Genomic DNA, 25,878 nt, shown 5'->3' on the forward strand with positions numbered 1-25,878 from the left:
TGCACGGCGGATGCGCGGCGGGGTGCCGCGCCTTTCGCCATGCCCCCTCTGTCACGGGAACCTGAGAGTTTTCCCCCGGCGCGCCGGGGTTACCCCTTCGGTGGTCCCAGCAATGAGCCGGAACGCTTTCCAGAGTGTCCGTTCCAGCCTGCGCGGTCCTGCTGACCTGAGAGTTTCCGGGGCGGTTGCTCCTTCGGTGGTGAGGCGCCGGTTGCCCTGCCCTCACGCTCTCCCGCGCGGCCGGTCGAATCTCTTTAGGGGAGGTCCGACAGACGCTGCGAGCCTTGGCGCTGCCCCCGGGCGGAGTCAATCGGCGAGCGCGCGGATCGCGTCGTTTTCGTGGGCATGCACGCCCGAACCGCCCTGCCCCGCCAACCGGACGATCGCCGCGGCGACCTTGTCACCGGGAATCGAACGATAGCGACGAAGGGAACCGTGCAGCAACGCATCCATCAGCGGCGCCGCGACCGTCGCCAGCCCCTCGCCAAGCCGCGGCGGCCCGGGCCGATCGCCGGTCAGCAGCCCGGGACGGATCAGGTCGAGCCGGTCGAACCCGAGCGCACGCAGGTCATCCTCGGTCTCACCCTTGGTGCGCAGATAGAAATTGCCTGCTTTTGCCGAGGCCCCAACCGAGCTGACGACGATCATGTGCCCCGTGCCGCCTTGCCGCGCCCCCTCTGCCGCAGCGAGGATGAGGTCATGGTCGACCGCGCGAAACGCCGCCTGCGATCCCGCCTGGCGGATCGTGGTGCCAAGGCAGCAAATCAGGACCGCGGGCCGTTCGGCGGCGATGACGTGGGGCCAGTCGTGTGGCGGTGCGACGCGCGCTACATGATGCGGCGCCAGCCCCTCGACCGGTCGGCGCGCGACGATCGTGATGCCGCGATTCCCGAAAGCGTCGATCACCGCGCGTCCGATCAGCCCGGTCGCACCGACGATCAGCACGTCAGACATGCGCCAGCGCCTCGGGCACCGCTTCGCGGCCAAAAATCTCGGCGTAGCGGTCTATCGCGAACCGGTCGGTCATTCCCGCAATATAATCGCCAATATGCCGCGTTGTCGCGCATTCTTCGCCGGGCAATCGCGCTGACCAATCTTCGCCCATGAGGCCCGGATTGTTGGCGTAGGCGGCAAACAACCGGCCGACGACCTGATTCGCCGCCTCGGCAGCCGCGATCTGTTCGGGATGATGATAGAGATTGGCATACATGAAGCGTTTCAGCTCGCGCTCCTGCGCCGCAAGCTCCGGCGAAAAGCCGCCGAGCGCTCGGCCCGCGGCGCGCACGTCGGCGACGCTCGCGACGCCGGCAGCCGCGACATTGGCGGCGGTCGCGGCGATGACGTCGTTGACCATGACCCCGATCTGATCGCGCACCAATTCGCGCAGCAACCGGTCGCGCGGCGCGCCGGGGAAGCGCCCCTCGACGGCGCCGAAATTGGCGGCAACAAACGGTTGCTCCATCAGCTGATCTAGGTCGAGCAAGCCCGCGCGTAGCCCATCGTCGATGTCGTGATTGTCATAAGCAATGTCGTCGGCGACCGCCGCAATCTGCGCCTCAAGACTGGCATGGCTGCCAAGGTCGAGGCGGAAATCATCGTCGATCGCGGCCAGCGCCCAGCCGGGGTTCGTCACCGGGCCATTATGCTTCGCAAGTCCCTCGAGCGTTTCCCACGTCAGGTTGAGACCGTCGAAACGGGGATAAGGACATTCGAGCTGCGCCAGCGTACGCAGCGTATGGCCATTGTGGTCGAAACCGCCATGCTCGGCCATCGCCGCCTTCAGCGCATCTTCGCCCGCATGACCGAAGGGCGGATGCCCGATGTCGTGCGCCAGGCAAAGCGCCTCGGTCAGATCCTCGTTCAGCCCTAGCGCGCGCGCGATGCCGCGGCCGATCTGCGCGACCTCGATGCTGTGGGTCAGGCGGACGCGATAATGGTCGCCGTCGGGGGCGACAAACACCTGCGTCTTGTGGCGCAGGCGACGAAAGGCGATCGAATGGATGATGCGGTCGCGGTCGCGCTGGAAATCGTCACGCGGGCCGCGAACGACGCGGCCCTGCTCGGCATAGCGTCGCCCGCGACTTTGCGCCGGGTTGCTGGCGCAATCGGCGACGCTCATAAGGGCCAGAATCCGCCATTTGCGCCTTCGAGGCGTCGAAATGGCGAAGATATCGTCTTCGCGTGGCCGCCGCTGATGGTGGTTCCATCCGCAAGGCCGCGCGGGGACGAGATCGAAGCCATTTCGACGTCCCTTCGGGATTTGACCGATTTTGTCCATGGCTGCGTCAGCGAGCCTTGGAATATCTTCATATGCCTGCGTCTCGCTTCCTTGCCCTGAACAAAATCGCTTCAAACCTCGAAGGCGCAAATGGTGGATTCTGGCCCTAAATCGGATCGACGGCCTGGCCCGCCTCGCTGTTGAACAGGAACCCGTCGCCGCCCGCCTTTTTATAACCGGTCAGCCAATCCTGCGCTGCCTTGCGGTCCTTGAACGGCCCCACCAGCAAGCGGCGGGTCCGGCCCCATTCGGCGGTCGCGCCCGATTTGCCCTTGAACAAGTCGGGGCTTTTCTTCGCGAATTTGCCAAAGTCGGCCGCGAGCGCCCGTGCATTGGCACCAGTCGCGACCTGCACCCAGATGCGCGCCGGATTGGCCTTTTTCTCTGCCGCTTCGGCCTTGGCCTTTGCATCGGCCTCAGCCTTGGCTTTCGCCGCAACCGCGTCCTTTTCGCGCTTTGCATCCTCCGCCGCGTCGGCGCGTCGCTTGTCTTCGAGCAATTTTGCGAGCGTGTCGGCACCGATCGCATTGTCGGGCTGGTTCAGTTCCTCCGGCGGAATCTCGATCGACCCGACGATGTCGGCAAGCGACGCCACTGGTGCAACCGCAGCGGGAGCGGGAGCGGGCGCCGAAGAATTGGATACTGCGGCGGGCGTTGGCGCGGATGGCGGGGCATCGCGCGATGTGGTCGCCATGTTCGCTGCCGCGACGGCTCCGCTGGTCCCAACGTCGGCGATCGAGAAGCCCGCAGCGACTTCGCGCGCGCTACTCTGTGCGGCGACGATCGGATCGGGGTTTGCAGCCGCCGGTGACGGTCCTGCCGCGACTGCCGACCCCGCCGCGATATCGGATGCTTTTTCAGGCAAGGGGGAAACGGCGGGCCGAAGCGTCTGGCGCAATGTCGATTGCAAGACCGGCGGCCCCGACGACGCAGGCCCATCCGGCAAGGCGACCGCCGACTTTGCGGTGCGCGTCGTTGGAGCGGGCGTTGGCTTTGGGGGTGATGCAGGCTGCGGCGCGGACTCGCGCGGCTGGGCATAGGCGGGCCCGATTGGCCGCGTGCTGGGCGTCGGGGCCGGCGTCGCAGCGACCGACGCGGCGGGCGGGCGGCTGGTGCCAGCGCTGGGGCGCCGGGTCGACGTCGCGGGCGGTGTCGGGGATGGCGTCGCGGCGGCCACCTGCACCGGCTTGCGCTTCGCCGCAAGCTGGCCGTTCGGGAAGCGCCCGAAATGGGCGGCTGCGGCCTGCTGCGCCGGATTGAGCCGGTCCATCTGGGTCAGATAGGGCAGAATATTCTGCGCCATCGCAGGCGGCATCGTTGCGTTGACGATCTCGGTTGCTTCGCCGTCGCGGCCGTTCATCGCCAGGATCATTGCGCGCAACCGCCAAGCGCCGCGATCCTGCGCCCGCAATTGCGGCGTCAGCATCTGGATCGCGCGATCGGCCTCGCCACTGATCCCGAGCGAAAGGGCATAGCGCCGCGTCAGTTCGTCGTTCGGAGCGATCGACAGCGCCAGCTGGTAATCGCGCTGGGCCGCATCCTGCTGCCCCAGCAAATCGCGGGCTAGCGCACGGTCCGCCAGAAACAGCCGCTCGGGCGCGCCGAGCAGCTGCGCCTCGCCAAAATAATCGAGGGCGCGGGTCGGGTTTTCCATATGAACCACTGCCGATCCCAGCGCTGCCTTGATCGCGCCATCGCGCGGGCTCGCCTGCTCGGCGCGGACCAGAAAGCCGAGCGCCGCACGATAATCTTCCAACTCGATCGATGCCCGCCCGGCGTCGAGCAGCGCGCGCGGATCGCTGTTGTTCGACGCAATCCGCGCGAGCGCCGACGACAGCAACGTCCGCGCCGCGGTACGCTTCTCCATTGCCGCCTTGGTCGCGGCGTCGGGCGGCGTCACCTGCGCGAACGCAGGCGCCGCCAGCAGCCCGAGCAACAGCGCGCCGAATGCGCCGGAACAAAGCCGCGCGCGGGCCGGCCTTGCCGTCATTTTTGCTTGCCGCATGGGCAAATCATCCCGCTTTCCGGCCCGCCGTGCCCGGTGGGCGGCCGTTCGCTAGCCCCGTTACTGGTTGTTCTGACGCCCCAGGAAGCGCGGAATATCAACCCCGTCTTCCTTGTCGACCGCCTCACCCTCGGGCGCGGTGGCGCCGCGCGACAGGCGCGACATACGTTCGAACAAGGTTCCACCACCGATCGCGCGTGCCGGCGATTCCGCGGCAGCTCCAGCACCGCCATCCGATGCTGCGGCAGGCGCTGACCGATAATCGGCCGCAGGCGCTTCGGGTGCATCGAGCACCAGCTCTTCCGCCGTATCGTCATAGCTGGCGGCGACCTGCGACAATTCCATCGGCTCGTCTTCGGCGGCAGGCGCCTCGGCCTCGACCGTATCGCTCAGCGAAAAGCCGGGCGCAGGTTCACTCGCCTCTTCGGCGGTTGCGTCAGCAACGGTCTCTTCCTCGACAACCGGTTCAAAAGCCTCCTCGGCCACCGGCGTCGGAGCCGCGGTGCGCGCCGGAGCAAAGGAGAAGCTGCGCGTCGCGGGCGAAGCCTGCGCTGCCATCTCGCCGTTACTGTCGATGCCGGTGGCGACCACCGACACGCGGATCTTGCCGTCCAGGCTGTCGTTGAACGCGCTGCCCCAGATGATGTTGGCGTCGGGATCGACGAGTTCGCGGATATGGTTCGCGGCCTCGTCGACTTCCATCAGGCGCATGTCCTCGCCGCCGGTGATCGAGATGATGACGCCCTTGGCGCCCGCCATCGACACGCCGTCGAGCAGCGGGTTGGCGATCGCCTTTTGCGCGGCTTCGAGTGCGCGGCCGTCGCCTTCGGCTTCGCCGGTGCCCATCATCGCCTTGCCCATTTCGCGCATCACGCTGCGAACGTCGGCAAAGTCGAGGTTGATGAGGCCGGGCATGACCATCAGGTCGGTGATCCCGCGCACGCCCTGTTGCAGCACTTCATCCGCCATGGTGAAGGCTTCTTTGAAGGTCGTGTTGGGGTTGGCGACCAGAAACAGATTCTGGTTCGGAATGACGATCAGCGTGTCGACATGGTCCTGCAGCTCGGCAATGCCCGAGTCCGCCGACCGCATGCGGCGCGCGCCTTCGAAGGTGAAGGGCTTGGTGACGACGCCGACGGTCAGGATGCCGCGATCGCGTGCCGCCTTGGCGATGACCGGCGCCGCCCCCGTGCCGGTACCGCCACCCATGCCCGCGGCGACGAAGCACATGTGCGCGCCGTTCAAAGCTTCCTCGACCTGCGCGATGCTCTCCTCGGCGGCCGCGCGGCCAACCTCGGGTCGCGAACCGGCGCCCAGCCCCTGCGTGATCTGCGTCCCCAGCTGGATGCGCCGTTCGGCGGGCGATGCGTTCAGCGCCTGCGCGTCGGTGTTCGCAACGATGAAGTCGACCCCCTCGACCCGCGCTGCAATCATGTTCGCGATGGCATTGCCGCCCGCGCCGCCGACGCCGATCACCGCGATCCGCGGCTTCAGTTCATCGACCTGCGGCGGGCCAATATTGATGCTCATCAAAAAGTCTCCCTGCAGCGGCGGACAGGTGCCGCTTCCCCAACCTTGCGACCCAAACGAGCGGGTGTCCCGCCGCCCGGTTTTCTTAACCCGCATTGCACTATTGTGACGTGGGAATCATCCAAAAAATTAACCTTTTTTCGCGTTTCACCGCTAAAAACTGCTTTTTAACGCCGCCATCAACCGGTGGAGGATCGAACTGCTCGCCGGGCGATAGACATCCTGCGACATCATCGGCAAATCGCGCAGATCCACGGGGTCCGACGCGGCATAGAGAACCAGACCGGCGAGCGTTGCAAAAGCGGGGCCGCTGTGCGCATCGGGTAGACCGTGCAGGCCGCGCGGCCGTCCGACACGCGCCGCGCGGCCGAGCGCGCTCTGAGTGTAATCGGCAATGCCCTTGAGGTCGGCACCGCCGCCGACGAGCACCACCTGCCGCCCGATCGGGCCGACGAAATGCAGGTCTTTCAACGTCCTGCCGATCTCTCCCATCATCGCGTCGAGCCGCTGGCGGATCACCGTGACCAATTGCGCGCGCGTGATGCGCGGGGCATCGCCGCCGGTGGGGGCGCCGGGTTCCAGCTCGATAATCTCGTTATTGTCGCGCGGACTGGCCGACGCCGAACCGTAAAAGCTCTGCAGCCGCTGTGCCTGGCTGCGCCTTATGCCAAAGGCCGACGCAATATCGTCGGTGATGTCGCTTGCGCCAAAGGGCAGCGAAGCCATTTCGACGAGCATTCCGCCAGCATAAAGCGAGACCGTGGTGACCGCAGCCCCAAGTTCGACCAGCGCGACGCCAAGGTCGCGTTCCTCGTCAGACAGGCAGGCCAGCCCTGCCGCGATCGGCGACGCGACCACCGCGTTGACGTCAAGATGCGCCTGCCGCACCGCCGCTTCCAGATTGCGCACCGGGGCGCCGTCGGCCATGATGATATGGATGTCGACGCCCAGCCGGTCGGCGTGGAGCCCGATCGGGTTCTTCACCCCCGTCAGGCCGTCGAGCGTGTAAAGCGCGGGCTGCGCGTGCAGGATCATGCGGCCTTCGGGGTCGATCCCGGCGCGGCCCGCGGCAAGCAGGTCGTCGATATCCTCTTTCTCGATCCGATGGCCGCCGAGTTCGCTTTCGATCGGCGCGACGTCGCTGAGCAAACCGCCCGCCGAAAAACTGACCCACACATCGTCGATATTGAGCCCCGCGATGCGCTCGGCCTGTTCGATCGCTTCGCGCACGATATGTTCGGTCTGCTCCATGTCGGCGACATAGCCGCGCTGGACGCCGCGACTTTCGCGCTGCCCGGTACCCAGCACATGCAGCTGGCCGTCGGCGGCCTGCCCCGCGATCAGCGCGCACACCTTCCACGACCCGACATCGAGCGCGGTGATGATCTTTTCGATGCGCGGCGGGGCCATCGCTTACCCCTTCTCTGCCGCCGCGACGTCGGCAACCGCAGCGCGCGCTTCGTCGAGCTTGGCGGGCGCTACCTGTCCTTCATGCGGCAGCCGCAGGACGAACCGCGCGGGGTCGCGCATGTCAAAGCGCAGGATGCCGCGCCCGAGCAGGCGATTGGCACCGTCCATATGCGCGAACTTGGCGAGCGCCGCCTTTGCCTCGGCCTCGCCCTCAGGCAGCGAGAGCGTTTCGCCACTGCGGAAGCGCAGATCCCAACGGCGGTTGCCGACCCACGTCGCCCCCGCCAGCAGTTCCTTGAGGCTGCTTGCCTCGGCGAGCAGCCGGTCGAGATCCTGCGAGCGCTGGTTTGCCTTGGGTCCGATCACCAGCGGTAGGTCGGGCATCGTTGCGACGGTCACCGGTTCGAGCACCACGCCCTTGTCGTCGATCAGCGACAGGCGATTGTTATGTTGCCAGATCGCCGCCGGCGTGCGCTCAACGATATCGACGACGAGCGTGTCGGGCAGGCGGCGCGACACGCGCGCATCCTTGATCCAGCCATATTGCATCAAGTCGCCGCGGACATCTTCCAGATCGACCGCCGCCATCGAACGATCTTTTTGCGCCAGCGCGATGTCATAGACCTTCAGCCGGTCGATCCGGTCGGCACCGACGACTTCGACCTTCTTGACCTGGAACCCGGCGCGGCCGACCGCCTGCGCATATTCCTCGTGGATCTTTGCGGTCACGCCGGTCGCCTGCGCCGCGATGCCCGCGACCGCGACCAAGCTGAGCCCGATTGTCCAGTTGGCGATTTTTTGCAATCGCTGCGGGCTGATCGGCAGCGCGTTGATCACGGCGTTAAGCCGCGACGTCTGCACCTTCCGACGCTTTTTCGGCGCCCGCGCCGGGCGCCGCGGCGGCGCCGCACCGCGCTTGATCCGCGTGTTACTCATAACGCTTCCCCCACGATGCGTTCGACCAGTTCGGCATAATCCATGCCCACCGCGCGTCCCTGTTCGGGAACAAGGCTGAGCGGCGTCATGCCCGGCTGCGTGTTGACCTCAAGCAGATAGATGCCCGCAAGCCCATGCTCGTCGTCCCAGCGGAAGTCCGAACGCGACGCACCTTTGCAACCGAGCAGGCGGTGCGATTTGAGCGCCAGATCCTTCATCCGCTGCGCGACCTCCTCCGGGACATCGGCGGGGCACACATGTTCGGTGAGGCCATCGGTATATTTGGCGTCATAATCGTAAAAGCCCGACTTGACGCGCAGTTCGGTGACGGCGAGCGCCTGATCGCCCAGCACCGCAACGGTCAGTTCGCGACCCTTGATAAAGGGCTCGGCGAGCAGGCGATCGAATTCCTGCCACGGCCCTACCGCGTCGCGCGCGATCGGATTGCCGTAATTGCTGTCGTCCTTGACGATCGCGACGCCGACCGACGAACCTTCATTGACGGGCTTGAGGACATAGGGACGCGGCAGCGGGTCAACTGAAAACAAGCTTTCGCTGTCGACCATCGTCCCCGTCGGCATGGGGATACCATGCGGCACCAGCGCCTGTTTCGTCAATTCCTTGTCGATCGCGATCACCGAGGTGACGAGCCCGCTGTGGCTGTATTTGAGCCCCATCAGGTCGAGCATGCCCTGCACCGTGCCATCCTCGCCGGGGACGCCGTGAAGCGCGTTGAACACGACATCGGGCTTCGCCTCGGCAAGCCGCAGCGCAACGTCGCGGTCCATGTCGATCCGCGTGACCCTGTGCCCGCGCGATTCGAGCGCGTCGGCGACGCCGTTGCCGCTCATCAGCGACACTTCGCGTTCCGCCGACCAGCCGCCCATCAGGACGGCGACATGCCAGGGGCCGCGGCTCACTTCTTCACTCCCACGCGCTGTATTTCCCATTGCAATTCGACGCCGCTCTTGTCCTTCACCCGGCGGCGGACCTCCTCGCCGAGCGCCTCGATATCAGCGCTCGTCGCTTCGCCGGTGTTGATCAGGAAATTGGTGTGCTTCTCGCTGACCTGCGCGCCGCCGACCGCAAGGCCGCGGCAGCCAGCTTCGTCAACGAGCTGCCAGGCCTTGTGCCCGTCGGGGTTCTTGAAGGTCGACCCGCCGGTTTTCGAGCGCAGCGGCTGCGAGGCTTCACGGCTCGCCGAGATGCGGTCCATTTCGGTCTGGATGGCGGCGGGTTCGCCGGGCCGACCGCGGAAGGTCGCACCGATCACCACCGCGCCCTCGGGCAATTCGCTGTGGCGATAAGTGTAGCCGAGATCGGCGAGTGGCAAAGTCTTGCGTTCGCCCGAGCGCAGCACGACGTCAGCGTCGATCAATATGTCCTTCACCTCGCCGCCATAGGCACCGCCGTTCATGCGCACGAAACCGCCGACGGTGCCGGGGATCGAGCGCAGGAATTCCATCCCCGCTATGCCCGCGTCGCGCGCCGTCGAGGAAACGAGGATGCCCGACGCGCCGCCGCCGCAACGCAGCGTCGTGGCATCGATGGCCTCAACCTTGGCAAAGGCTTTGCCGAGCCGGATCACGACGCCCGGAAAACCGCCATCGCGAATGATGAGGTTCGAGCCGAGGCCGAGCGCCATGACAGGCGTAGCCGGATCAAGGTCGCGCAGGAAATCGGTAAGGTCGTCTGCGTCCTTGGGTTCGAAAAGCCAATCAGCGGGACCGCCCGACTTGAACCAGACAAGCGGCGCGAGTGGGGCATGGGCGGTCAGTTTGCCGCGGACTGTCGGGAGGGTGGCAAGGTCGCTCACAACCGCACCCCTTCCCCGTTCGTCCCGAGCGAAGTCGAGGGACGCCTGGCGCTGCGCTGGCGTGTCTCGACTTCGCTCGCCACAAACGGAGGTGGGATGGGAACGGAGAAGTTTGTCACGCCGCGCCCTCCACCGCGCTCGCCAAACCCGCCGCCATCTTGGTGATGTCGCCCGCGCCGAGGCAGATGACCATATCGCCCGCGCCAAGATCGCTCGCCTTGATGCTATCCGCGATGCTCGCAGCCAGCCCCGCCGCATCCGCAACAACGCTCGCCTGCCGATGTCCGCGATCGCGCAGCCCCGCGACCAGCGCATCCGACGACACACCGTCGATCGGCGCCTCGCCCGCCGCATAGACTGGCAACGCCAGCACGATGTCGGCGTCGTTAAACGCCTGCTGGAAATCGTCCATATGGTCGCGCAGCCGGGTGAAGCGGTGCGGCTGGACCACGCCGACGACGCGCCCCGCGCCAACGCCTTCGCGCGCCGCCGACAGCACCGCGCGGATCTCGACCGGGTGGTGCGCATAATCGTCGATCACGGTGACGACGCCGTCCCCTGCAGCAATCTCGCCGACCTTGGTGAAGCGGCGCTTGACCCCGGCAAAGCCATTGAAGCCCGACACGATCTTGTCGTCGCTGACCCCCATGTGCAGCGCCACCGCAATTGCGGCGAGCGAGTTTTGCACATTGTGGCGCCCCGACATCGGCAGGTGAATGCCCTCGATCGTCCGGCTGCCCCCGTCGCGGTCGCGCACGACGACGTCGAAACGGTTGCCGTCGGGGCCGGGCGTCACATTGGTGCCTCGCACGTCGGCTTGGGCTGAAAAGCCATAAGTCACGATGCGGCGGTCGCGAATGCGCGGGATGATCGCCTGCACCTCGGGATGATCGAGGCAGAGCATCGCGGCGCCATAGAAGGGGACATTCTCGATAAACTCGACGAAGGCGTCCTTGATCGCGTCGAAGCTGCCATAATGGTCGAGATGTTCGGGATCGATGTTGGTGACGACCGCGATCGTCCCATCGAGGCGCAGGAAGCTGCCGTCGCTCTCGTCGGCCTCGACGACCATCCAGTCGCTCGCGCCGAGCCGCGCGTTCGAGCCGTAATTGTTGATGATGCCGCCGTTGATCACGGTCGGGTCGATGCCGCCCGCGTCGAGCAAGGCCGCGACGAGGCTGGTCGTCGTCGTCTTGCCGTGGGTGCCCGCGATGGCGACGGTCGATTTCAGCCGCATCAGTTCGGCCAGCATTTCGGCGCGGCGGACCAGCGGGATGCGCTGCGCCAGCGCGGCCTCGACCTCAGGATTGCCGCGCTTGACCGCCGTCGAGGTGACGACCACCGCGACGCCGTCGACGTTCGCGGCGTCATGACCGATCGCGACCTTGATGCCGCGTTTGCGCAGGCCTTCGATGACATATCCGTCGGCGATGTCGCTGCCCTGCACCTGATAGCCGAGGTTGTGCATGACTTCGGCGATGCCCGACATGCCGATGCCGCCGATGCCGATGAAGTGGATGGTGCCGATGTCGGTCGCAACGCCGCGCATCATTCGCCTCCCATGCGCGCCGACGCCATGCCGGTCGCTGCGGCGCGCTGGCCCGACGGGGCGCCGACGCGGATGACATCCATCATCGGCGGGGCGGTGAGCGATTCGACTAGGTCGGCAAGGTCGCGCGTGGCTTCGGGAAGGCCGCAGCTCGCGGCGCGCGCCGCGGCATTTTCGAGCGCACCGGGTTCGAGCGCCATGCGCTGGATCTGCTTGGCGAGTTCGCTGGCGGTGAATTGCGGCTGCGGGATCGAGCGCGCGCCGCCCGCCTCGACCATGTCGACGACATTATAGGTCTGGTGATTGTCCATCGCGTGCGGATAGGGAACGAAGATCGCGGGCCGCCCGGCGCAGGCCAGTTCGGCCACCGTCGACGCCCCGGCGCGCGCAATCACCAAATGCGCCCAGCGGAGCCGATCGGGAAAATCGGCAATATAGGTCGCGCATTCGGCGACGACGCCCAGTGCCGCATATTTGCCGCGCACTTCCTCCAGATCGGCCTCGCGGCATTGCTGGACAACCTGCAACCGGTCGAGCAGCGCGCGCGGCAGCATCGCTATCGCGGCGGGCACGACGTCGCTGAGCACCGTCGCGCCCAGGCTGCCGCCGACCACGAGCAGGCGGAAAATCCCGTCCTCGCTGAACGGCGGGAAGCCTTCCTCGCGGATTGCGATAATCTCGTCGCGCACCGGATTGCCGGTGATATGCTTTTTCAGCTCATGCCCCGCCGGGTAGCGCTGGATATTGTGATAGGCGACCGCCACGGCATCGACGCCCGGCGCCATCATCCGGTTGACCCGCCCCAGCACGGCATTTTGTTCGTGCAGCACGCGCGGCCGCTTTGTCGCGCCCGCCGCGAGCAGGCTGGGCAGCGAGGGATAGCCGCCGAACCCGACGACGACCGCGGGATCGAAGTCGCGGATCAGGTCGACCGCCATCCGCCGCCCTTTGCGGATCGCCAGCGCCGCCTTGATCCAGCCGATGGGGCCACCATGGACGCGCCCGGCGGGGAGGACATGGGTTTCCAATTCGGCGGGCGCGCCCGGAATACGCAGGCCGCGGTCGTCGCTGACCAGCGCGACGCGATGCCCGCGCGCGATCAGTTCGCCCGCCAGCGCATAAGCGGGGAGCATATGCCCCCCGGTCCCGCCAGCAGCGAGCAGATAGTGGCGCGTTGCACTCATTTCTTGTTCCAGTTGCGGGTCATCGACACCCGCGCCGCATAGGGGTTTCGCCGGGTCAGCGACAAGAGCAAACCCATGCCGATCGACAAAGCAATGAACGACGAACCGCCATAGCTGATGAACGGCAGCGTCATGCCCTTCGACGGGAACAGCTGGGTATTCACCGCCATGTTGATCGTCGCTTGTCCGCCGAACTGTGCGATCAATCCCGCGACCGCGAGGATCAGAAAGCTGTCTTCTTCGTCGAGCAGGCGCACGAGCACGCGCACGATGATCGCGAGATACAGGATCGCGATCGCGATACACGCGATCATCCCGAATTCTTCGCCGATGACCGAGAAAATATAGTCGGTGTGTGCCTCGGGCAGCTGGAATTTCGCGAGGCCCGCCCCCGGCCCGGTGCCGATCAACCCGCCCGCGGTCAGCGTCGCATGCGCCTTGTCGACCTGAAAGCTGTCACCCTCGGCGAACAGCCAGATGTTGATGCGCTGCTGCGCCACCGGGTAAAAGAAATAGGCGAGGATGATGCCGACCACGCCGGTTGCGGCGAGCATCCCCATGATCCGCATCGACAGCCCGGCGACGAGCACCAGGACGAGCCAGGTCGCGGCAAAGATCACCGTCTGCCCCAGATCGGGCTGCCCCATCAGCAGCACCGCTATCACCCCGGTCAGCACAAAGCTGAGCGGCACCACGGGCAAGCTCTGGTCGTGCAGGCGCAGTGACAGGATCCACGCGAGCGACACGGCGAAAAAGGGCTTGAGAAACTCCGACGGTTGCAGCCGGAAAACACCGCCGCCGATCCAGCGCTGCGCGCCATTGACCGTCGTGCCAAGCAGCGGGACCATGAAAAGCAGGATAAGGAAGGTGATCGTGCCATAGATCGCAAAGCGCCGTGCCTGCGGTTTGGGCAGCATCGACACGCCGAGCATCACCGGAACCCCGACAATGACCCACATCAGCTGGCGATAGAAATAATAGAGCGGGTCGAGCGACGCGGTGCTGGTCGACAACTTCTGCGCCGCCACCGGCGACGCCGCGGCGACGGCAACCAGCCCGATCGCGACCAGCATCGACACCAGCAGCAACAGCACCCGGTCGATTTCCCAGAACCACAGCCCCAGCGGCGTGCGGTCGGCGCGGCTAAGGCGCGGGCCCCGGCGCTTGACGGTGCGCGTTGCCGCGATCACCGGTCTCTCTGTCGCGCTCTCCATATTGTCCATCCCCCCGCTCATGCCCCAAGCGCCGCGACAAGTCCGCGAAAAACATCGCCACGCTGCTCATAATCCTTGAACTGGTCGAACGAGGCGCAGGCCGGCGACAGCAGCACGATGTCGCCGCGCCGCGCCGCTGCGGCCGCATGTGCGACGGCCGTCGCCATATCGGCGGACCGATCGACCGGGATCGCATCGCCGATTTCTGCGGCAAAGGATTCCATCGCATCGCCGATCAGATACGCCTGTTTCACATGCCCGAACCAGGGACGACACGCCGCCAGCCCGTCGCCCTTCGCTTGCCCTCCGGCAATCCAGTGCAAACGCTGGTCCGGCGCCGGCGGGAATGCCGCCAGCGCCGGTGCAGCGGAAGCCGCGTTGGTCGCCTTGCTGTCGTTGAACCAGCGGACGCCTGCGACTTCGCCGACCAATTCCATCCGATGCGGCAGCGACCGGTAGGTCGCGAGGCCGCGTTCGACCTGCTCGTCATTCAGCCCCAGCAAGCGACACACCGCGATCGCGCAGACGGCGTTCTGCGCGTTGTGCGGGCCTTGCAACGCGGGCCAGCGCGCCTGATCGACCGGGTCGATGTCCTTGCCCGACACGCGGTGCAGGCGGTGATTGATCCGCCCCGCGATCATCTTCGACGGATCGTCGTCGACCGCGACGATCGCGACCTGATCCCGATGCTGGAGCGAAAACAGCCGCGCTTTCGACGCGGCATAGCCGGTGAAGCCGTCATAACGGTCGAGATGATCGGGGCTAAGGTTGGTCAGCACCGCAACGTCGCACGCAAGGCTGTGCGACAGGTCGATCTGGTAGCTCGACAGTTCGAGCACATAGACGCCGCCTTCCTCCAGCGGATCGCGCGACAGGATCGGTAGCCCGATATTGCCGCCCATCAGCGACGGCACTCCGGCGCTTTCCAGCATATGGTGGATCAGCGCGGTGACGGTCGACTTGCCGTTGGTCCCGGTGATGCCGACGACCTTGTGCGGCGGCAGGTCGCCGCGCGCCTCGGCGAACAGTTCAACGTCGCCGATCACCGGGACATGCGCCTCGCGGGCATGCGCGGCGATCGGGTGACGGTTCAGCGGTACGCCGGGCGATACGACGACGCCGGCAAAGCCGATCAGGTCGATATCCAACGGATTGCCGATGTCCGCGCCCAGCGCCATCGCATCGTCGCGCGCTTCCTCGCGGTCGTCCCAGGCGGTAACCCCAGCGCCGCTGGCAACCAGCGCCGCGACCGTCGCGAGCCCCGAGCGCGCCAGCCCCAGCACCGCATAACGGCGACCGGCAAAGGCGCGCGAGGTGATCACCGGAGTTTCAAGGTCGCGAGTCCCGCGAGCGCAAGGACGATCGACACGATCCAGAAACGGATGACGACGGTCGATTCGGGCCAGCCCAGTTGTTCGAAATGATGATGGATCGGCGCCATGCGGAACACCCGCTTGCCGGTGCGCTTGTACCAGAACACCTGGATGATCACCGACAGCGCCTCGACCACGAACAATCCGCCGACCAGGACGAGCACCAGTTCGTGCTGCGCCGTCACCGCGATCGTCGCCAGCGCGCCGCCGAGCGCGAGGCTGCCGGTGTCGCCCATGAACACCGCCGCAGGCGGCGCGTTGAACCACAGGAAGGCGAGGCACGCCCCGATGATCGCGGCGGCGAACACCGCCAACTCGCCGGCGCCCGAAACATGCGGAATGCCTAGATATTCAGCGAATTTCACATTGCCCGACAAATAGACAATGACGAGGAAGGTCAGGCTGGCGATGATCACCGGGAAGGTCGCGAGGCCGTCGAGCCCATCGGTCAGGTTCACCGCATTGCCGAAGCCAACGATTAGCACCATCGCAAAAACATAATAGAGCGGCCCGAGTTCGAGCACGACACCGCTGAAAAAGGGCAGATACAGGTCGGTACCGGTGCGCGACACGATCAGGAACACCGCGACCCCGGCGATCAGGAACTCGATCAGCAGGCGGACGCGACCCGGAATGCCGCGGTGGCTGGCCTTGGTCACCTTGTCGAGATCGTCGAGGAATCCGACCGCCGCGAACCCGCCGGTCACAAAAATACACGCCCAGACAAACCGGTTCGACAGGTCCATCCACAGCAGCGCCGAGATCATCAGCGAGATGAGGATCATCAGCCCGCCCATCGTCGGCGTGCCCTTTTTGGCGAGATGGCTCTGCGGCCCATCGTCGCGGATCGGTTGCCCCTTCCCCTGCCGCATCCGCAGCATCAGGATGAAGCGCGGGCCGATCCAGAGGCCAATGATCAGCGCCGTGGCAACCGCCGCGCCCGAGCGGAAGCTCAGGTAGCGAATGAGGTTCAATACCCCCGGAAAGCCCAGCCATTCCGCCAGCCAATATAACATCAACAGTCCCCGTTGGTCAGCGCGGTCACCAGATGCGACAAGCCGACGCTGTTCGACCCCTTGATCAGCACGGTGTCGCCGGGGTGGATCACGTCGCCCAGCCGTGCCGCTGCGTCAGAGTGGGCGGCCACATGTTCGAAATCGATGCGCCCCTCAAGCGCTTTGGCGAGCGGCGCCATCTCTTCGCCGACAAGCAGGGCGAATTGCACCCCGGCTGCGACGAGCGGAGCCGCAAGCCCGGCATGATAGGCCTCGCCATCCGGACCGAGCTCCTTCATCGCGCCGAGAATCGCAACCTTGCGGTCACCGGATTCGCTGCCGAGCTGTCCGATTGTCGCGGCCATCGAGGCGGGGTTGGCGTTATAGCTTTCGTCGATCAGCAGGATATGTCCGCCGCCCAGCGGCACCCGGTGACGCGCGCCGCGGCCCGCGAGCCCGGCCATTTCGGCAAAGGCCAGCCCCGCAGCTGGCAGGTCGCCGCCGACCGCCTTGACCGCCGCCAGCACCGCGAGCGAATTGGACACCCAATGCACCCCGGCCTGCGCGATCGTGTAGCAGAGCAGCGCATCCTGCACCTGTGCGGTGACCAGCGACCCGCCCTGGCCGTCGGGCAGCCAGTCGACTGCGCGCACATCGGCGTCGGCGCCCAAACCGAAGCTGATGACATGCGCGGCATGTTGTTCGGCCTTGGCGCGCAGCCGGGCATAATGCGGGCTGTCGAAGGGGATGATCGCGGTACCGCCGGGCTCCAGCCCCTCGAAAATCTCGCCCTTCGCGTCGGCGATCGCCTCTTCGCTGCCGAAAAACTCCATATGCGCCGGGGCAATCGTGGTCACGATAGCGACGTGCGGACGGACCATGCGGGTCAGCTCGGCGAGCTCGCCGGCATGGTTCATCCCCATTTCGAACACCCCGAAATCGGCGGTCGAGGGCATGCGCGCGAGGCTGAGCGGCACGCCGACATGGTTGTTGTAGCTTTTAACCGAACGATGCGCCTTGCCGGGGCGAAAGCGGTCGAGCGCCGCGAACAGCGCTTCCTTGGTCCCCGTCTTGCCTGCCGATCCGGTGACACCGATAATCCGGCCATGACTGCGCGCACGCGATGCGGTACCGAGCGCATTCAGCGCCGCGGCACTGTCGGCGACGCGGACATGCGGATGGTCGATGGCGGTTTCGCAGACGATGCCCGCTGCGCCCGCGGCAATCGCTTTGTCGATAAACTTGTGCCCGTCGGTCGCCTCGCCGCGCATCGCGACGAAGAGGTCGCCGGTCGTAACCTCGCGCGAATCAAAGGCGACGCCATGCACGGTGAAATCGGCGCTCGCTTCGCCGCCGGTCGCGGCGGCGATGGCGCGGGCGGTCCACAGCGGGTTCATGCCGCGCACTCGCGCGCGACGGCAACGTCGTCGAAAGGGATGACGCGCATGTCGGCGCCCGCGCCGACGATCTGCCCCTGCTCATGCCCCTTACCCGCGATGCAGACGATGTCGTCGGCGCGCGCTTCGGCAATCGCGGCAGCAATGGCGGCGCGGCGATCGCCGATGACCTGCGCGCGCGGTGCGCCCGCAGCAATTGCGGCGCGGATGGCCGCCGGATCCTCGCCGCGCGGATTATCGTCGGTGATGATCAGCACGTCGGCCTTGGCCGCCGCGACCTTCCCCATCTCGGGGCGCTTCGCCTGATCGCGGTCGCCGCCGGCGCCGAACACAAGGATCAGCCGCCCGCGTGCATGCGGACGCAGCGCGTCGAGCGCCGCCGCGATCGCGTCGGGGGTATGCGCATAGTCGACATAAACGGGCGCTCCCGCCTTCGTGATCGCCGCGCGTTCGAGCCGCCCGCGCACCGGCTGCAGCCGCGCCAGATTACCCAGTGTCTGCGCGACATCGCCGCCGGTCGCGATCACTAGCCCCGCCGACACCAGCGCATTGGCGACCTGATAGGCGCCGATCAGCGGCAGATCGAGCTTATGGGTCCGTTCGCCCGCCGCGATGACGAGCGACTGGCCGAGCTGGGTTGGTTCGCGCGAAATCAGGTGCAGCGCTTCGCCGTGCGCCCCGACCGTCAGCAGGCGGACGCCGCGCGCCTTCACGGCAGTAATTACCTGCGCCGAATATTCGTCGTCGGCCCACACCACCGCCGCGCCGTCCTGGTCGACCACCTCGGTAAACAGCCGCAGCTTGGCCGCCAGATAGGCGTCCATCGTGCCATGATAGTCGAGATGGTCATGGCTGAGGTTGGTGAACGCCGCCGCCTTTACCGGCAGGCCTTCGGTGCGATATTGGTCGAGCCCGTGGCTCGACGCCTCGAACGCCGCATGGCCGACGCCCTCGACGGCCAGCCCCGACATATTGCTGAGGAAGGTCACGATGTCGGGCGTGGTGAGCCCGGTCGCGGCGCTGTCGACCGATGTCGTGATGCCCAGCGTGCCGATCGACGCCGCGTTGAACCCCGCCATCCGCCACAGCTGGCGCGTCATTTCGACGGTCGAGGTCTTGCCGTTGGTCCCCGTCACCGCGACACAGGTCGCCGGAAAACGGTGAAAAAAGCGCGCCGCAATATGCGCGAAAGCGCGGCGCGGATTGGCTTCGGCAATATGCACCGCACCGTCGACGCGGGCTTCGGGCCGCGCGACGACCGCCACCGCCCCGGCCTCGATCGCCGCGGGAATGAAATCCTCGCCGTTGAATTTCTCGCCGACAAACGCGCCAAAGACCGTCCCTGGCGCCACTTTGCGATGATCGATGGCGAGGCCGGTGACGACCGGGTCGGTGCCCGCACCCCCTTGATCCCCCGTCAGCGCGGACAAGCGCATTATTCGTCTTCCCCGTTTCTCCACAGCAGCGGGGTGAGCTCGGAGACATCGACGTCACGGCTTTCATCGGGGAAGACCCCCAGCATCGGCCCGGCGCGCATCACGACCTTGCTGACCACCGGCGCCGCGGTCCAGCCCGCGGTGCGCTGACCCGAGCTATAGGCATTGCCCTTGGGCTCGTCGATCATCACCAGCACGACATAGCGCGGATTATCCATCGGGAAAGCCGCGGCAAAGGTCGCGACGACCGAGCTACGGCGATAGCCGCCGGCGCCGGGTTTTTCAGCGCTGCCGGTCTTGCCGCCGACGCGGAAACCCGGGGCTTCAGCCTTTTTGCCGGTGCCGTCCGACACGATCAGGCGCAGCAGCTGGCGCATCCGCGCGCTGGTCGCCGCCTTGAACACCCGGCGCCCCTTCGGCGGCGCCTGATCGCCCAGTTTGGTGATCGTCGCGGGGCGATAGATGCCGCCGTTGACCAGCGCGGCATAGGCGCTGGCGAGGTGCAGCGGGGTCACCGCGATGCCATGGCCATAGCCGGTGGTCATCGTGGTCAATCGGCCCCAATCCTTCGGCCACAGCGGAAAGGCACGTTCCTTCAGGTCAATCTTGGGCCGCGTGTTGAAATCGAGCTTGCGGAACATCGCCTCCATATTCTCGCGGCCCAGTTCGTCGGCAATCCGCGCGGTAGTGATGTTCGAGCTGTGGATCAGCGTTTCGGGGACGTTGAGCCAGCGGTTCGAGGGATGGCTGTCGCGGATGCGAAAGCCCGCGATCGCCAGCGGCGCCGTTGCGTCGTAACGACGCGCCATGCTGGTCACCGTTCCCGCATCGATCGCGGCAGCCACCGTCAGCGGCTTGAAGGTCGAACCCAGCTCGTACAGATTATGCGTCACCGCGTTGCGCCGCGCCGCCATATTGTCCGGCGCCAGCTTGTTGGGATTATAGGTCGGTAGCGACGTCATGGCGGCGATTTCGCCCGTGTGGACGTCGAGAATGATGCCCGCGCCGCCGATCGCCTCCAAATTGGTGACCGCCGAGCCCAATTCGCTCTCGAGCACACCCTGCACGCGCGCATCGATTGACAGCGCCAGCGGCTCGCCGCGGGTAGCCTTGTCGATCAGGCGGCTGTCGAACGCCCCCTCGGCGCCGGTGACGCCATGTCCCGCCGCATCGGTGAAGCCCAGCACGTGCGCGGCGAGGCTGAGCTGCGGATACAGCCGCTCTTTCTCGCGCGGGAAGTCGAAGCCAACGTCGCCGATCGCGTTTACCGCCGCGACCTGATCGGGCAGCGCGCGGCGGCGGATATAGGTCGGGCGCGGTCCGCTCACCTTGGCCAATAGCTCGGCGCGCGACATGTCGGGGAATATCTTGTGCAGTTCGTCGGCCAGATATTGCCGATTGTTGAGCAGCTTTTCCGGAACGACGCGAATCGAATAGCCGTCGATCGTCCGCGCCAGCGGGATGCCGTTGCGATCGACAATGTCAGCGCGCGCCGGAAGGAACGCTGTCGATGCTGAACCGCCCCGCGACGATGTGTCGAACATCGCAAAATACAAGAGCCGCATCGACACCAGAAAAAATGCCGCCATGAACAGCAGCATCAGGATCATCAGGCGCTGCTGCGCGGTCAGCAAAATCTGTTGCCGCACCCCAGCGGTACGCACCCGGGTCGGACGGACGACCAGCGTGTTCATCGGGTCGGCTTCCCTCCTGCGGCTTCGGCGGCGGCGGCACGCTTCAGATCGGCGAGTGTCGATTCGGCGAGCAACTGGTCCTCGATCATCTTGAGCTGTTCGCGGCGGCGCGTCGGCGCCATGCGAGGCGCGGTGTCGCTGCGAATGCCCGTTTCGGCCTGCGCCAGCACGACTGGCTTTGCCGCAGCGGGCTTTGCTGCGACCGGGCTTTCCTGGGGCGCGGCGGGCACGGCAACCGGCGAAACCATCGCCATCAGCACCGGCGCAACCTCGTTGGCGCCGCGCGCGCGCGGCAGGCGGTCAAGCGACGCCAGCTGGCGCTCGCTTTCCAGATATTGCTCCGCACCCGGGGCCGAATAGCCAAAGGTGTCAGCGTTCCACTGCTCCAGCTGGCGCATCGAGGCGCGCACCGCGAGCTCGGATTCCAGGTAGCGGATATTGTCGCGGCTGCGCTCGATCTCTTTTTCGATCCGCGTCAATTCGCTGCGGGTGGCCGCAACCTTGAGCGACACCGGATAGAGCATCATCGCACAGATCAGCACCAGCAGGACCAGTCCGATCCCTTGAAGTTTGCGCGCCGCCATCAGCATGAGATCGCCTCCTTCATATTGGATTGACCCGGCCAGGCCGGGGCTGCCGTCCGCACCGCGCTGCGCAGCGTTGCCGATCGGGCGCGCGGGTTGCGCGCCTCTTCGGCCTTGCTCGGCCGCACCTTGCGCGCCGGGGTCTCGAAGGTGGCGGCCCGCGCCAGAGGGAGCGGCGCGGGCCGGTGACGCGAACCGGCGGCATCGCTTCCGCTCCGTTCGCGCAGAAAATTCTTCACGATGCGGTCTTCGGTGCTGTGAAAGCTGACCACCGCCAACCGGCCGCCCGGGCGGAGCAACCGTTCGGCGGCGGCCAGCCCCGCGACCAACTCGTCGAGTTCGGAATTGATGTGGATGCGGATCGCCTGAAAGCTTTTGGTCGAAGGATCCTTGGGCGCACCGGGCGGATGGCGCAGCGCCTTGCGGACCACTGACGCCAGTTCGGCGGTGCGCGTCAGCGGCCGCGCGGCAACGATCGCGCGCGCGACGCGGCGCGACTGACGCTCGTCGCCATAATGGAACAGCACGTCGGCGATTTCGGTTTCATCGGCGCGGTTCAGCCAGTCGGCGGCGCTTTCGCCCTCCTGCGCCATGCGCATGTCGAGCGGGCCGTCCTTCTGGAAGGAAAAGCCGCGCTCATCGCAGTCAAGCTGCATCGACGACACGCCGATGTCGAAGGTGATGCCGTCGACGGTATCGATTCCGCGCTCGGCCAGCAGCCGGTCGATCTCGCCGAAGCGGCCGTGGATCAAGGTCAGCCGGCCATTGGCCTCCCCGACCAGCGCCTGCCCTTCGGCAATCGCATCGGGATCGCGGTCGCAAGCGACGACATCGGCGCCCGCGGCGAGCATCGCGCGGGTGTAGCCGCCCGCTCCAAAGGTTGCGTCGACGTGACGCTCGCCCGGCGTGATCGCCAGTGCGGCAAGGACTTCGTCGCGCAGGACCGGGTCATGGCGCGGATCGCGGGGCAGCGCGGCGGAAAGATCGCTCATTTGCGCCCCTTCCCTTTCGTCGCGTCCCACGCCGCGGCAAGCCGCTGCAACACCGGATCGGCGTCGGCGCATTCGACGAGCGTCGGCAACCACCAGATTTCGAACCGACGGCCCGATCCGACAAAGGCGGTTGCACCGACATCGCCAACGCGGTCGCGGTGGGTAAAGCCGGGCAGGAACCGACCGCTGTCGTCGAGTGCATAGGCCTCGGTATAGCTGAAACGCTTCTTGAACTCGGCGTCTTCGTCGAAATCGAGGTTGCGCGCGCGCGCGGTGTCGCGATCACGCTCGATCTCGCTGTTCAACCGGTCATATTGATCGTGGCCATAGGCGACGAGGCAGGGCAGCTTTTCATGGAAACCGACCCAAAGCACGCGCTGGCCGTCCGCAGTAAGGGGCACATTGTTGCGGAACTGTGAGGGGACGGCGATGCGTCCCTTGCCATCGATCGCGGCGAAGCTGGTGCCTGCATATTGGCCGGGCGTCACAATCGCCATCGCTCTGCCCTCCCCCTATGCGCCACCGGGCAATAATTCCCTGGCCCCGAAATCGCATGATTCCAGTTGGTTCGGTGTCGGTGGAGATTGCCCCTCTCCGATTCCTGACTATCAACTATAGATCGGGGTGAAAAGGGGTAATTTGGGGCAAAATAGGGAATCTACTCCCTATTTGCCGCAAAATGCCCGATTCCATGGTCAAAACGCGGTCAGCACCGGTCGGCGGACCGCAAACCGCAGCCTTTTCAGAGCAAGATCGGGTCGAAAAAGGCGCCTCAGTTGGCGCGCGCACGAATCCACAGCGGCTGCAGCGGCGCGACTCCGGCGCCCGGCCACAGCCGTGCCGCCAACCATTCGATGGTGTCGGCCCGTCGCAGATGATGCGCACCAGGCACCAATGGCGACCACAGCGGCGCAAACAGCAGATCGGCATCGCCGACCAGCCAGGCCTCACCCGCACCGATCGGGCATCGTGCAACGCGGCGATCGGCGAAACTGCGGCACCTCGGCGGCAACCGCTCGAACGCCCCGGCGCTCGACAGGCGCAGCCACGCTCCATCGACTGCGATCGCCGACACGGCATTATCGTCCGTTGGTGCAGACCCGAGTAGCACCCCCCAATGATCGAGCAGCGGGGTTAGCAGGCTGGTGACCGGCGGATTGCGCGGATCGCCGAGCGGATGGCGCGCAGGCCAGCCCGACAGCGCGTCGGCCAGCAGCACGGCTTTGCCGCCGCCCCGGACAAAAGCGTCGATCGCCACCAATTCCCGCGGCGCCAGCGCGCGTGGGTGTGCGATCAGCAGCGTTCCGCCGAGCGGCGGCACCTGTTCGGTCAGGCTGTCGACCAGCGCCACCGGCCCCAAAGCCTCCAGCCGGACCAGTGCCGGATCATCCTCGGCGCCGGACGAAATGATCGCGGCGATATCGCCGCTACCCGACCAGCGCAGCGGCAGTCCGGTCAGCATCGTCGCGGCCGGGGTGCCCGCCGCGGCCAACGCGGGCCGATAAAGTGAAGCGAGCAACATATGTCCGGCCGCGAACCAGAGGGTGACCAGCACCAATCCGGCGAACCACGGCAGCCATCGCACCCGCCAACGCCGTTGCACCAGCCGGTCGGCAACCCATGCCGCGGCGGCACCCGACACACCGACCAGCGCCAGTTGCCGCCAGCCCGCCGAACCCGCCAAGGCAACCCCGAGCAGCGCTTGCGCCGCGAGCAACAGGCCGAGCAACGCAAACGCATTCAATCGCCGCGACGCGGTTTCCTCGCCGCGCTGCCAGACCGCGAGCAGCAGCATCGCCAAAGCCAGTATCGGCAGCGCAAGCGCAGGGTCGATCCGGCCGAGCAGCGCCTGTCCGCCGACGATCCACGCCAGTAACAGCGTCAAGGCAGCGATCGAGATAGTGCGCGCCACCGAACGGCGCGTCCAAGTGGTCACGGGGCGGATTTGCGCGCGCGCTGCAATTCGGGGTCGGGTTCCAGGTCGGGGACGGTGGCTGGCGACGGCGCCGCCTGCGGCACCTTGATCTCGGTCGCGGCATTTTCGTCCTTCGTCGAAGGCGATACCGGCTGAACCCCCAATTCTTCGAGCGGCGCGCCGCTGCCCTTTTCTTCCCCGGGCATTTTCACGTCGGCGGAGCCCGCAGCTTCGCTCTCGACATTTTCGCGCGCGCGATCGCCGATCAGCCCCGCCATGCCGACGAGCAGCAGCACGGTGAGCACGCCAGCAATGCCAATCTGCAACCGTCGCATCGTGTCGTTGACCGGCGCGGGCACCACCGGCGGCGGTACCGCCTGTTTGTCGGTGCGGATCTGGTTCATGCTGCGGCCTCCGTCAGACCTTTGCTCGCCAGCCATTCGGGGTTGTAGAGCGTCGACAGATAGCGGAACCCGCTGTCGCACAGGATGGTTGCGATCCGTTTGCCGGGGCCCAACTGCCGCGCGAGCGCCATCGCCCCGGCGACATTGATCCCCGACGACAGCCCCAAGCACAGCCCTTCCTCGTCGAGCAACTGCCGTACGACCTTCAGCCCTTCGGTATCCGAAATGCGGAACTGGGTGTCGATCGGCGCCCCGTCGAGGTTCGCGGTGATGCGGTTCTGACCGATCCCCTCGGCAACACTGCTGCCCTCGGCCTTCAACTCGCCGCACTGGTAATAATTGTAGAGGCCCGCACCGTGCGGATCGGTCAATGCAATGACGATATCGCTGTTCTTGGCCTTCAGCCCCAGCCCGGTCCCCGCGATCGTGCCGCCGGTTCCCGCGGCGCAGGTAAAGCCGTCGATGCGCCCGTCCATCTGCGCCCAGATTTCCTCCGCCGTCCCCATCACATGCGATTTGCGGTTGGCGATATTGTCGAACTGGTTGGCCCAGATCGCATTGTCGGTCTCTTCGGCGATCCGGCGCGAGGTGTGGACGAAATGGCCGGGATTGGCGAAGGGCGCGGGCGGCACAAGCACCAGCTCGGCACCGAGCGCGCGGATCGTCGCCATCTTCTCGGCGCTCTGGTTGTCGGGCATGACGATGATGGTCTTGTACCCCAGCGCGTTTCCGACCAGCGCCAGCCCGATGCCGGTATTGCCCGCGGTCCCCTCGACGATCGTGCCGCCGGGACGCAGGCTGCCGTTCGCTTCGGCGTCGCGGACGATATACAGCGCGGCGCGGTCCTTCACCGAACCGCCGGGATTGGCATATTCGCACTTGCCCCAGATCTCGCAGCCCGTGGCTTCGCTCGGCCCCTTCAGCAGCACCAGCGGGGTGTTGCCGATCAGGTCGAGGCTGTTTGCAGCTATAGTCATGCCCCTGATCTAGGGCCGCGCCCCCGGCCTCGCAAGACAGCTTCGCTTGGCGCCGCCATGATCGGCCTTTGTCGATAAACGGGCGCCCGCTTCCGACAAACGACCGCACAGGCGCGACGACCGGGGGTTGCCACTGTGACAGTATATCATTACTGGAGCCCGCACAGATCGTTTCAGAATAGGACTTTC

General features: G+C 66.3%; 22 protein-coding genes and 2 riboswitches. All 22 genes read right to left on the reverse strand.

Annotated elements, in window-relative coordinates; translation table 11 throughout:
* Positions 1 to 38: 38 nt before the first annotated feature.
* A riboswitch (glycine riboswitch) is annotated at positions 39 to 143 on the reverse strand.
* Positions 144 to 245: riboswitch (glycine riboswitch) on the reverse strand.
* A gap of 61 nt (positions 246 to 306) precedes the next feature.
* Positions 307 to 954 carry an NAD(P)H-binding protein gene (locus tag SPYCW_RS10960; RefSeq protein WP_120216809.1) on the reverse strand — a complete coding sequence of 216 codons (648 nt, stop codon included), beginning with the start codon at positions 952 to 954 and terminating at the stop codon, positions 307 to 309.
* Positions 947 to 2,119 (reverse strand): deoxyguanosinetriphosphate triphosphohydrolase, encoded by a 1,173-nt coding sequence (locus tag SPYCW_RS10965; RefSeq protein WP_120218255.1) that lies wholly within the window; start codon positions 2,117 to 2,119, stop codon positions 947 to 949. Before SPYCW_RS10965 ends, SPYCW_RS10960 begins: the two co-directional genes overlap by 8 nt.
* A 265-nt stretch (positions 2,120 to 2,384) precedes the next feature.
* Positions 2,385 to 4,268: an SPOR domain-containing protein gene (locus SPYCW_RS10970; RefSeq protein WP_232014678.1), complete on the reverse strand. Its 1,884-nt coding sequence runs from the start codon at positions 4,266 to 4,268 to the stop codon at positions 2,385 to 2,387.
* Positions 4,269 to 4,343: 75 nt separating this feature from the next.
* Complete coding sequence (gene ftsZ / locus SPYCW_RS10975; protein ID WP_120216811.1) at positions 4,344 to 5,813, reverse strand: cell division protein FtsZ; 1,470 nt, start codon at positions 5,811 to 5,813, stop codon at positions 4,344 to 4,346.
* Positions 5,814 to 5,966: 153 nt separating this feature from the next.
* Positions 5,967 to 7,223 (reverse strand): cell division protein FtsA, encoded by a 1,257-nt coding sequence (ftsA, locus tag SPYCW_RS10980; protein WP_120216812.1) that lies wholly within the window; start codon positions 7,221 to 7,223, stop codon positions 5,967 to 5,969.
* A 3-nt stretch (positions 7,224 to 7,226) separates the two neighbouring features.
* The gene (locus SPYCW_RS10985) at positions 7,227 to 8,159 is read right to left on the reverse strand and encodes a cell division protein FtsQ/DivIB (RefSeq protein WP_120216813.1); all 933 of its coding nucleotides are present in this window, start codon (positions 8,157 to 8,159) and stop codon (positions 7,227 to 7,229) included.
* Positions 8,156 to 9,079 carry a D-alanine--D-alanine ligase gene (locus tag SPYCW_RS10990; RefSeq protein WP_120216814.1) on the reverse strand — a complete coding sequence of 308 codons (924 nt, stop codon included), beginning with the start codon at positions 9,077 to 9,079 and terminating at the stop codon, positions 8,156 to 8,158. The genes SPYCW_RS10985 and SPYCW_RS10990 overlap by 4 nt, the downstream gene beginning before the upstream one ends.
* Positions 9,076 to 9,975 carry a UDP-N-acetylmuramate dehydrogenase gene (gene murB / locus SPYCW_RS10995; RefSeq protein WP_120216815.1) on the reverse strand — a complete coding sequence of 300 codons (900 nt, stop codon included), beginning with the start codon at positions 9,973 to 9,975 and terminating at the stop codon, positions 9,076 to 9,078. Before murB ends, SPYCW_RS10990 begins: the two co-directional genes overlap by 4 nt.
* Before the next feature lie 115 nt (positions 9,976 to 10,090).
* Entirely contained in the window at positions 10,091 to 11,524 is a 1,434-nt protein-coding gene (gene murC, locus SPYCW_RS11005) for a UDP-N-acetylmuramate--L-alanine ligase (protein WP_120218256.1), read from the reverse strand.
* A complete protein-coding gene (gene murG / locus SPYCW_RS11010) occupies positions 11,524 to 12,708 on the reverse strand; it encodes an undecaprenyldiphospho-muramoylpentapeptide beta-N-acetylglucosaminyltransferase (RefSeq protein ID WP_120216816.1) in 1,185 nt (394 codons plus the stop codon). The genes murC and murG overlap by 1 nt, the downstream gene beginning before the upstream one ends.
* Positions 12,705 to 13,943, reverse strand: coding sequence for an FtsW/RodA/SpoVE family cell cycle protein (locus tag SPYCW_RS11015; RefSeq protein ID WP_172595478.1), 1,239 nt, complete (start codon positions 13,941 to 13,943; stop codon positions 12,705 to 12,707). The genes murG and SPYCW_RS11015 overlap by 4 nt, the downstream gene beginning before the upstream one ends.
* Entirely contained in the window at positions 13,940 to 15,244 is a 1,305-nt protein-coding gene (gene murD, locus SPYCW_RS11020; protein WP_120216817.1) for a UDP-N-acetylmuramoyl-L-alanine--D-glutamate ligase, read from the reverse strand. Before murD ends, SPYCW_RS11015 begins: the two co-directional genes overlap by 4 nt.
* Complete coding sequence (gene mraY / locus SPYCW_RS11025; RefSeq protein WP_120216818.1) at positions 15,241 to 16,311, reverse strand: phospho-N-acetylmuramoyl-pentapeptide-transferase; 1,071 nt, start codon at positions 16,309 to 16,311, stop codon at positions 15,241 to 15,243. The genes murD and mraY overlap by 4 nt, the downstream gene beginning before the upstream one ends.
* Positions 16,311 to 17,687 (reverse strand): UDP-N-acetylmuramoyl-tripeptide--D-alanyl-D-alanine ligase, encoded by a 1,377-nt coding sequence (locus SPYCW_RS11030; protein ID WP_120216819.1) that lies wholly within the window; start codon positions 17,685 to 17,687, stop codon positions 16,311 to 16,313. Before SPYCW_RS11030 ends, mraY begins: the two co-directional genes overlap by 1 nt.
* Positions 17,684 to 19,123 (reverse strand): UDP-N-acetylmuramoyl-L-alanyl-D-glutamate--2,6-diaminopimelate ligase, encoded by a 1,440-nt coding sequence (locus SPYCW_RS11035; RefSeq protein WP_120216820.1) that lies wholly within the window; start codon positions 19,121 to 19,123, stop codon positions 17,684 to 17,686. Before SPYCW_RS11035 ends, SPYCW_RS11030 begins: the two co-directional genes overlap by 4 nt.
* Positions 19,123 to 20,817 (reverse strand): peptidoglycan D,D-transpeptidase FtsI family protein, encoded by a 1,695-nt coding sequence (locus SPYCW_RS11040; RefSeq protein WP_120216821.1) that lies wholly within the window; start codon positions 20,815 to 20,817, stop codon positions 19,123 to 19,125. The genes SPYCW_RS11035 and SPYCW_RS11040 overlap by 1 nt, the downstream gene beginning before the upstream one ends.
* Positions 20,814 to 21,407, reverse strand: coding sequence for a hypothetical protein (locus tag SPYCW_RS11045; RefSeq protein WP_172595479.1), 594 nt, complete (start codon positions 21,405 to 21,407; stop codon positions 20,814 to 20,816). Before SPYCW_RS11045 ends, SPYCW_RS11040 begins: the two co-directional genes overlap by 4 nt.
* Complete coding sequence (gene rsmH / locus SPYCW_RS11050; protein ID WP_120216822.1) at positions 21,401 to 22,393, reverse strand: 16S rRNA (cytosine(1402)-N(4))-methyltransferase RsmH; 993 nt, start codon at positions 22,391 to 22,393, stop codon at positions 21,401 to 21,403. Before rsmH ends, SPYCW_RS11045 begins: the two co-directional genes overlap by 7 nt.
* On the reverse strand, positions 22,390 to 22,890 hold the full coding sequence (locus tag SPYCW_RS11055) for a division/cell wall cluster transcriptional repressor MraZ (RefSeq protein ID WP_120216823.1): 501 nt from the start codon (positions 22,888 to 22,890) through the stop codon (positions 22,390 to 22,392). The genes rsmH and SPYCW_RS11055 overlap by 4 nt, the downstream gene beginning before the upstream one ends.
* A gap of 275 nt (positions 22,891 to 23,165) precedes the next feature.
* Complete coding sequence (locus SPYCW_RS11060; RefSeq protein ID WP_120218259.1) at positions 23,166 to 24,305, reverse strand: Gldg family protein; 1,140 nt, start codon at positions 24,303 to 24,305, stop codon at positions 23,166 to 23,168.
* A 20-nt stretch (positions 24,306 to 24,325) separates the two neighbouring features.
* Entirely contained in the window at positions 24,326 to 24,712 is a 387-nt protein-coding gene (locus SPYCW_RS11065; protein WP_120216824.1) for a hypothetical protein, read from the reverse strand.
* Entirely contained in the window at positions 24,709 to 25,689 is a 981-nt protein-coding gene (locus SPYCW_RS11070) for a cysteine synthase A (RefSeq protein ID WP_120216825.1), read from the reverse strand. The genes SPYCW_RS11065 and SPYCW_RS11070 overlap by 4 nt, the downstream gene beginning before the upstream one ends.
* Positions 25,690 to 25,878: the final 189 nt, after the last annotated feature.

The sequence above is a fragment of the Sphingopyxis sp. EG6 genome (assembly GCF_003609815.1).
Taxonomy (GTDB): Bacteria; Pseudomonadota; Alphaproteobacteria; order Sphingomonadales; family Sphingomonadaceae; genus Sphingopyxis.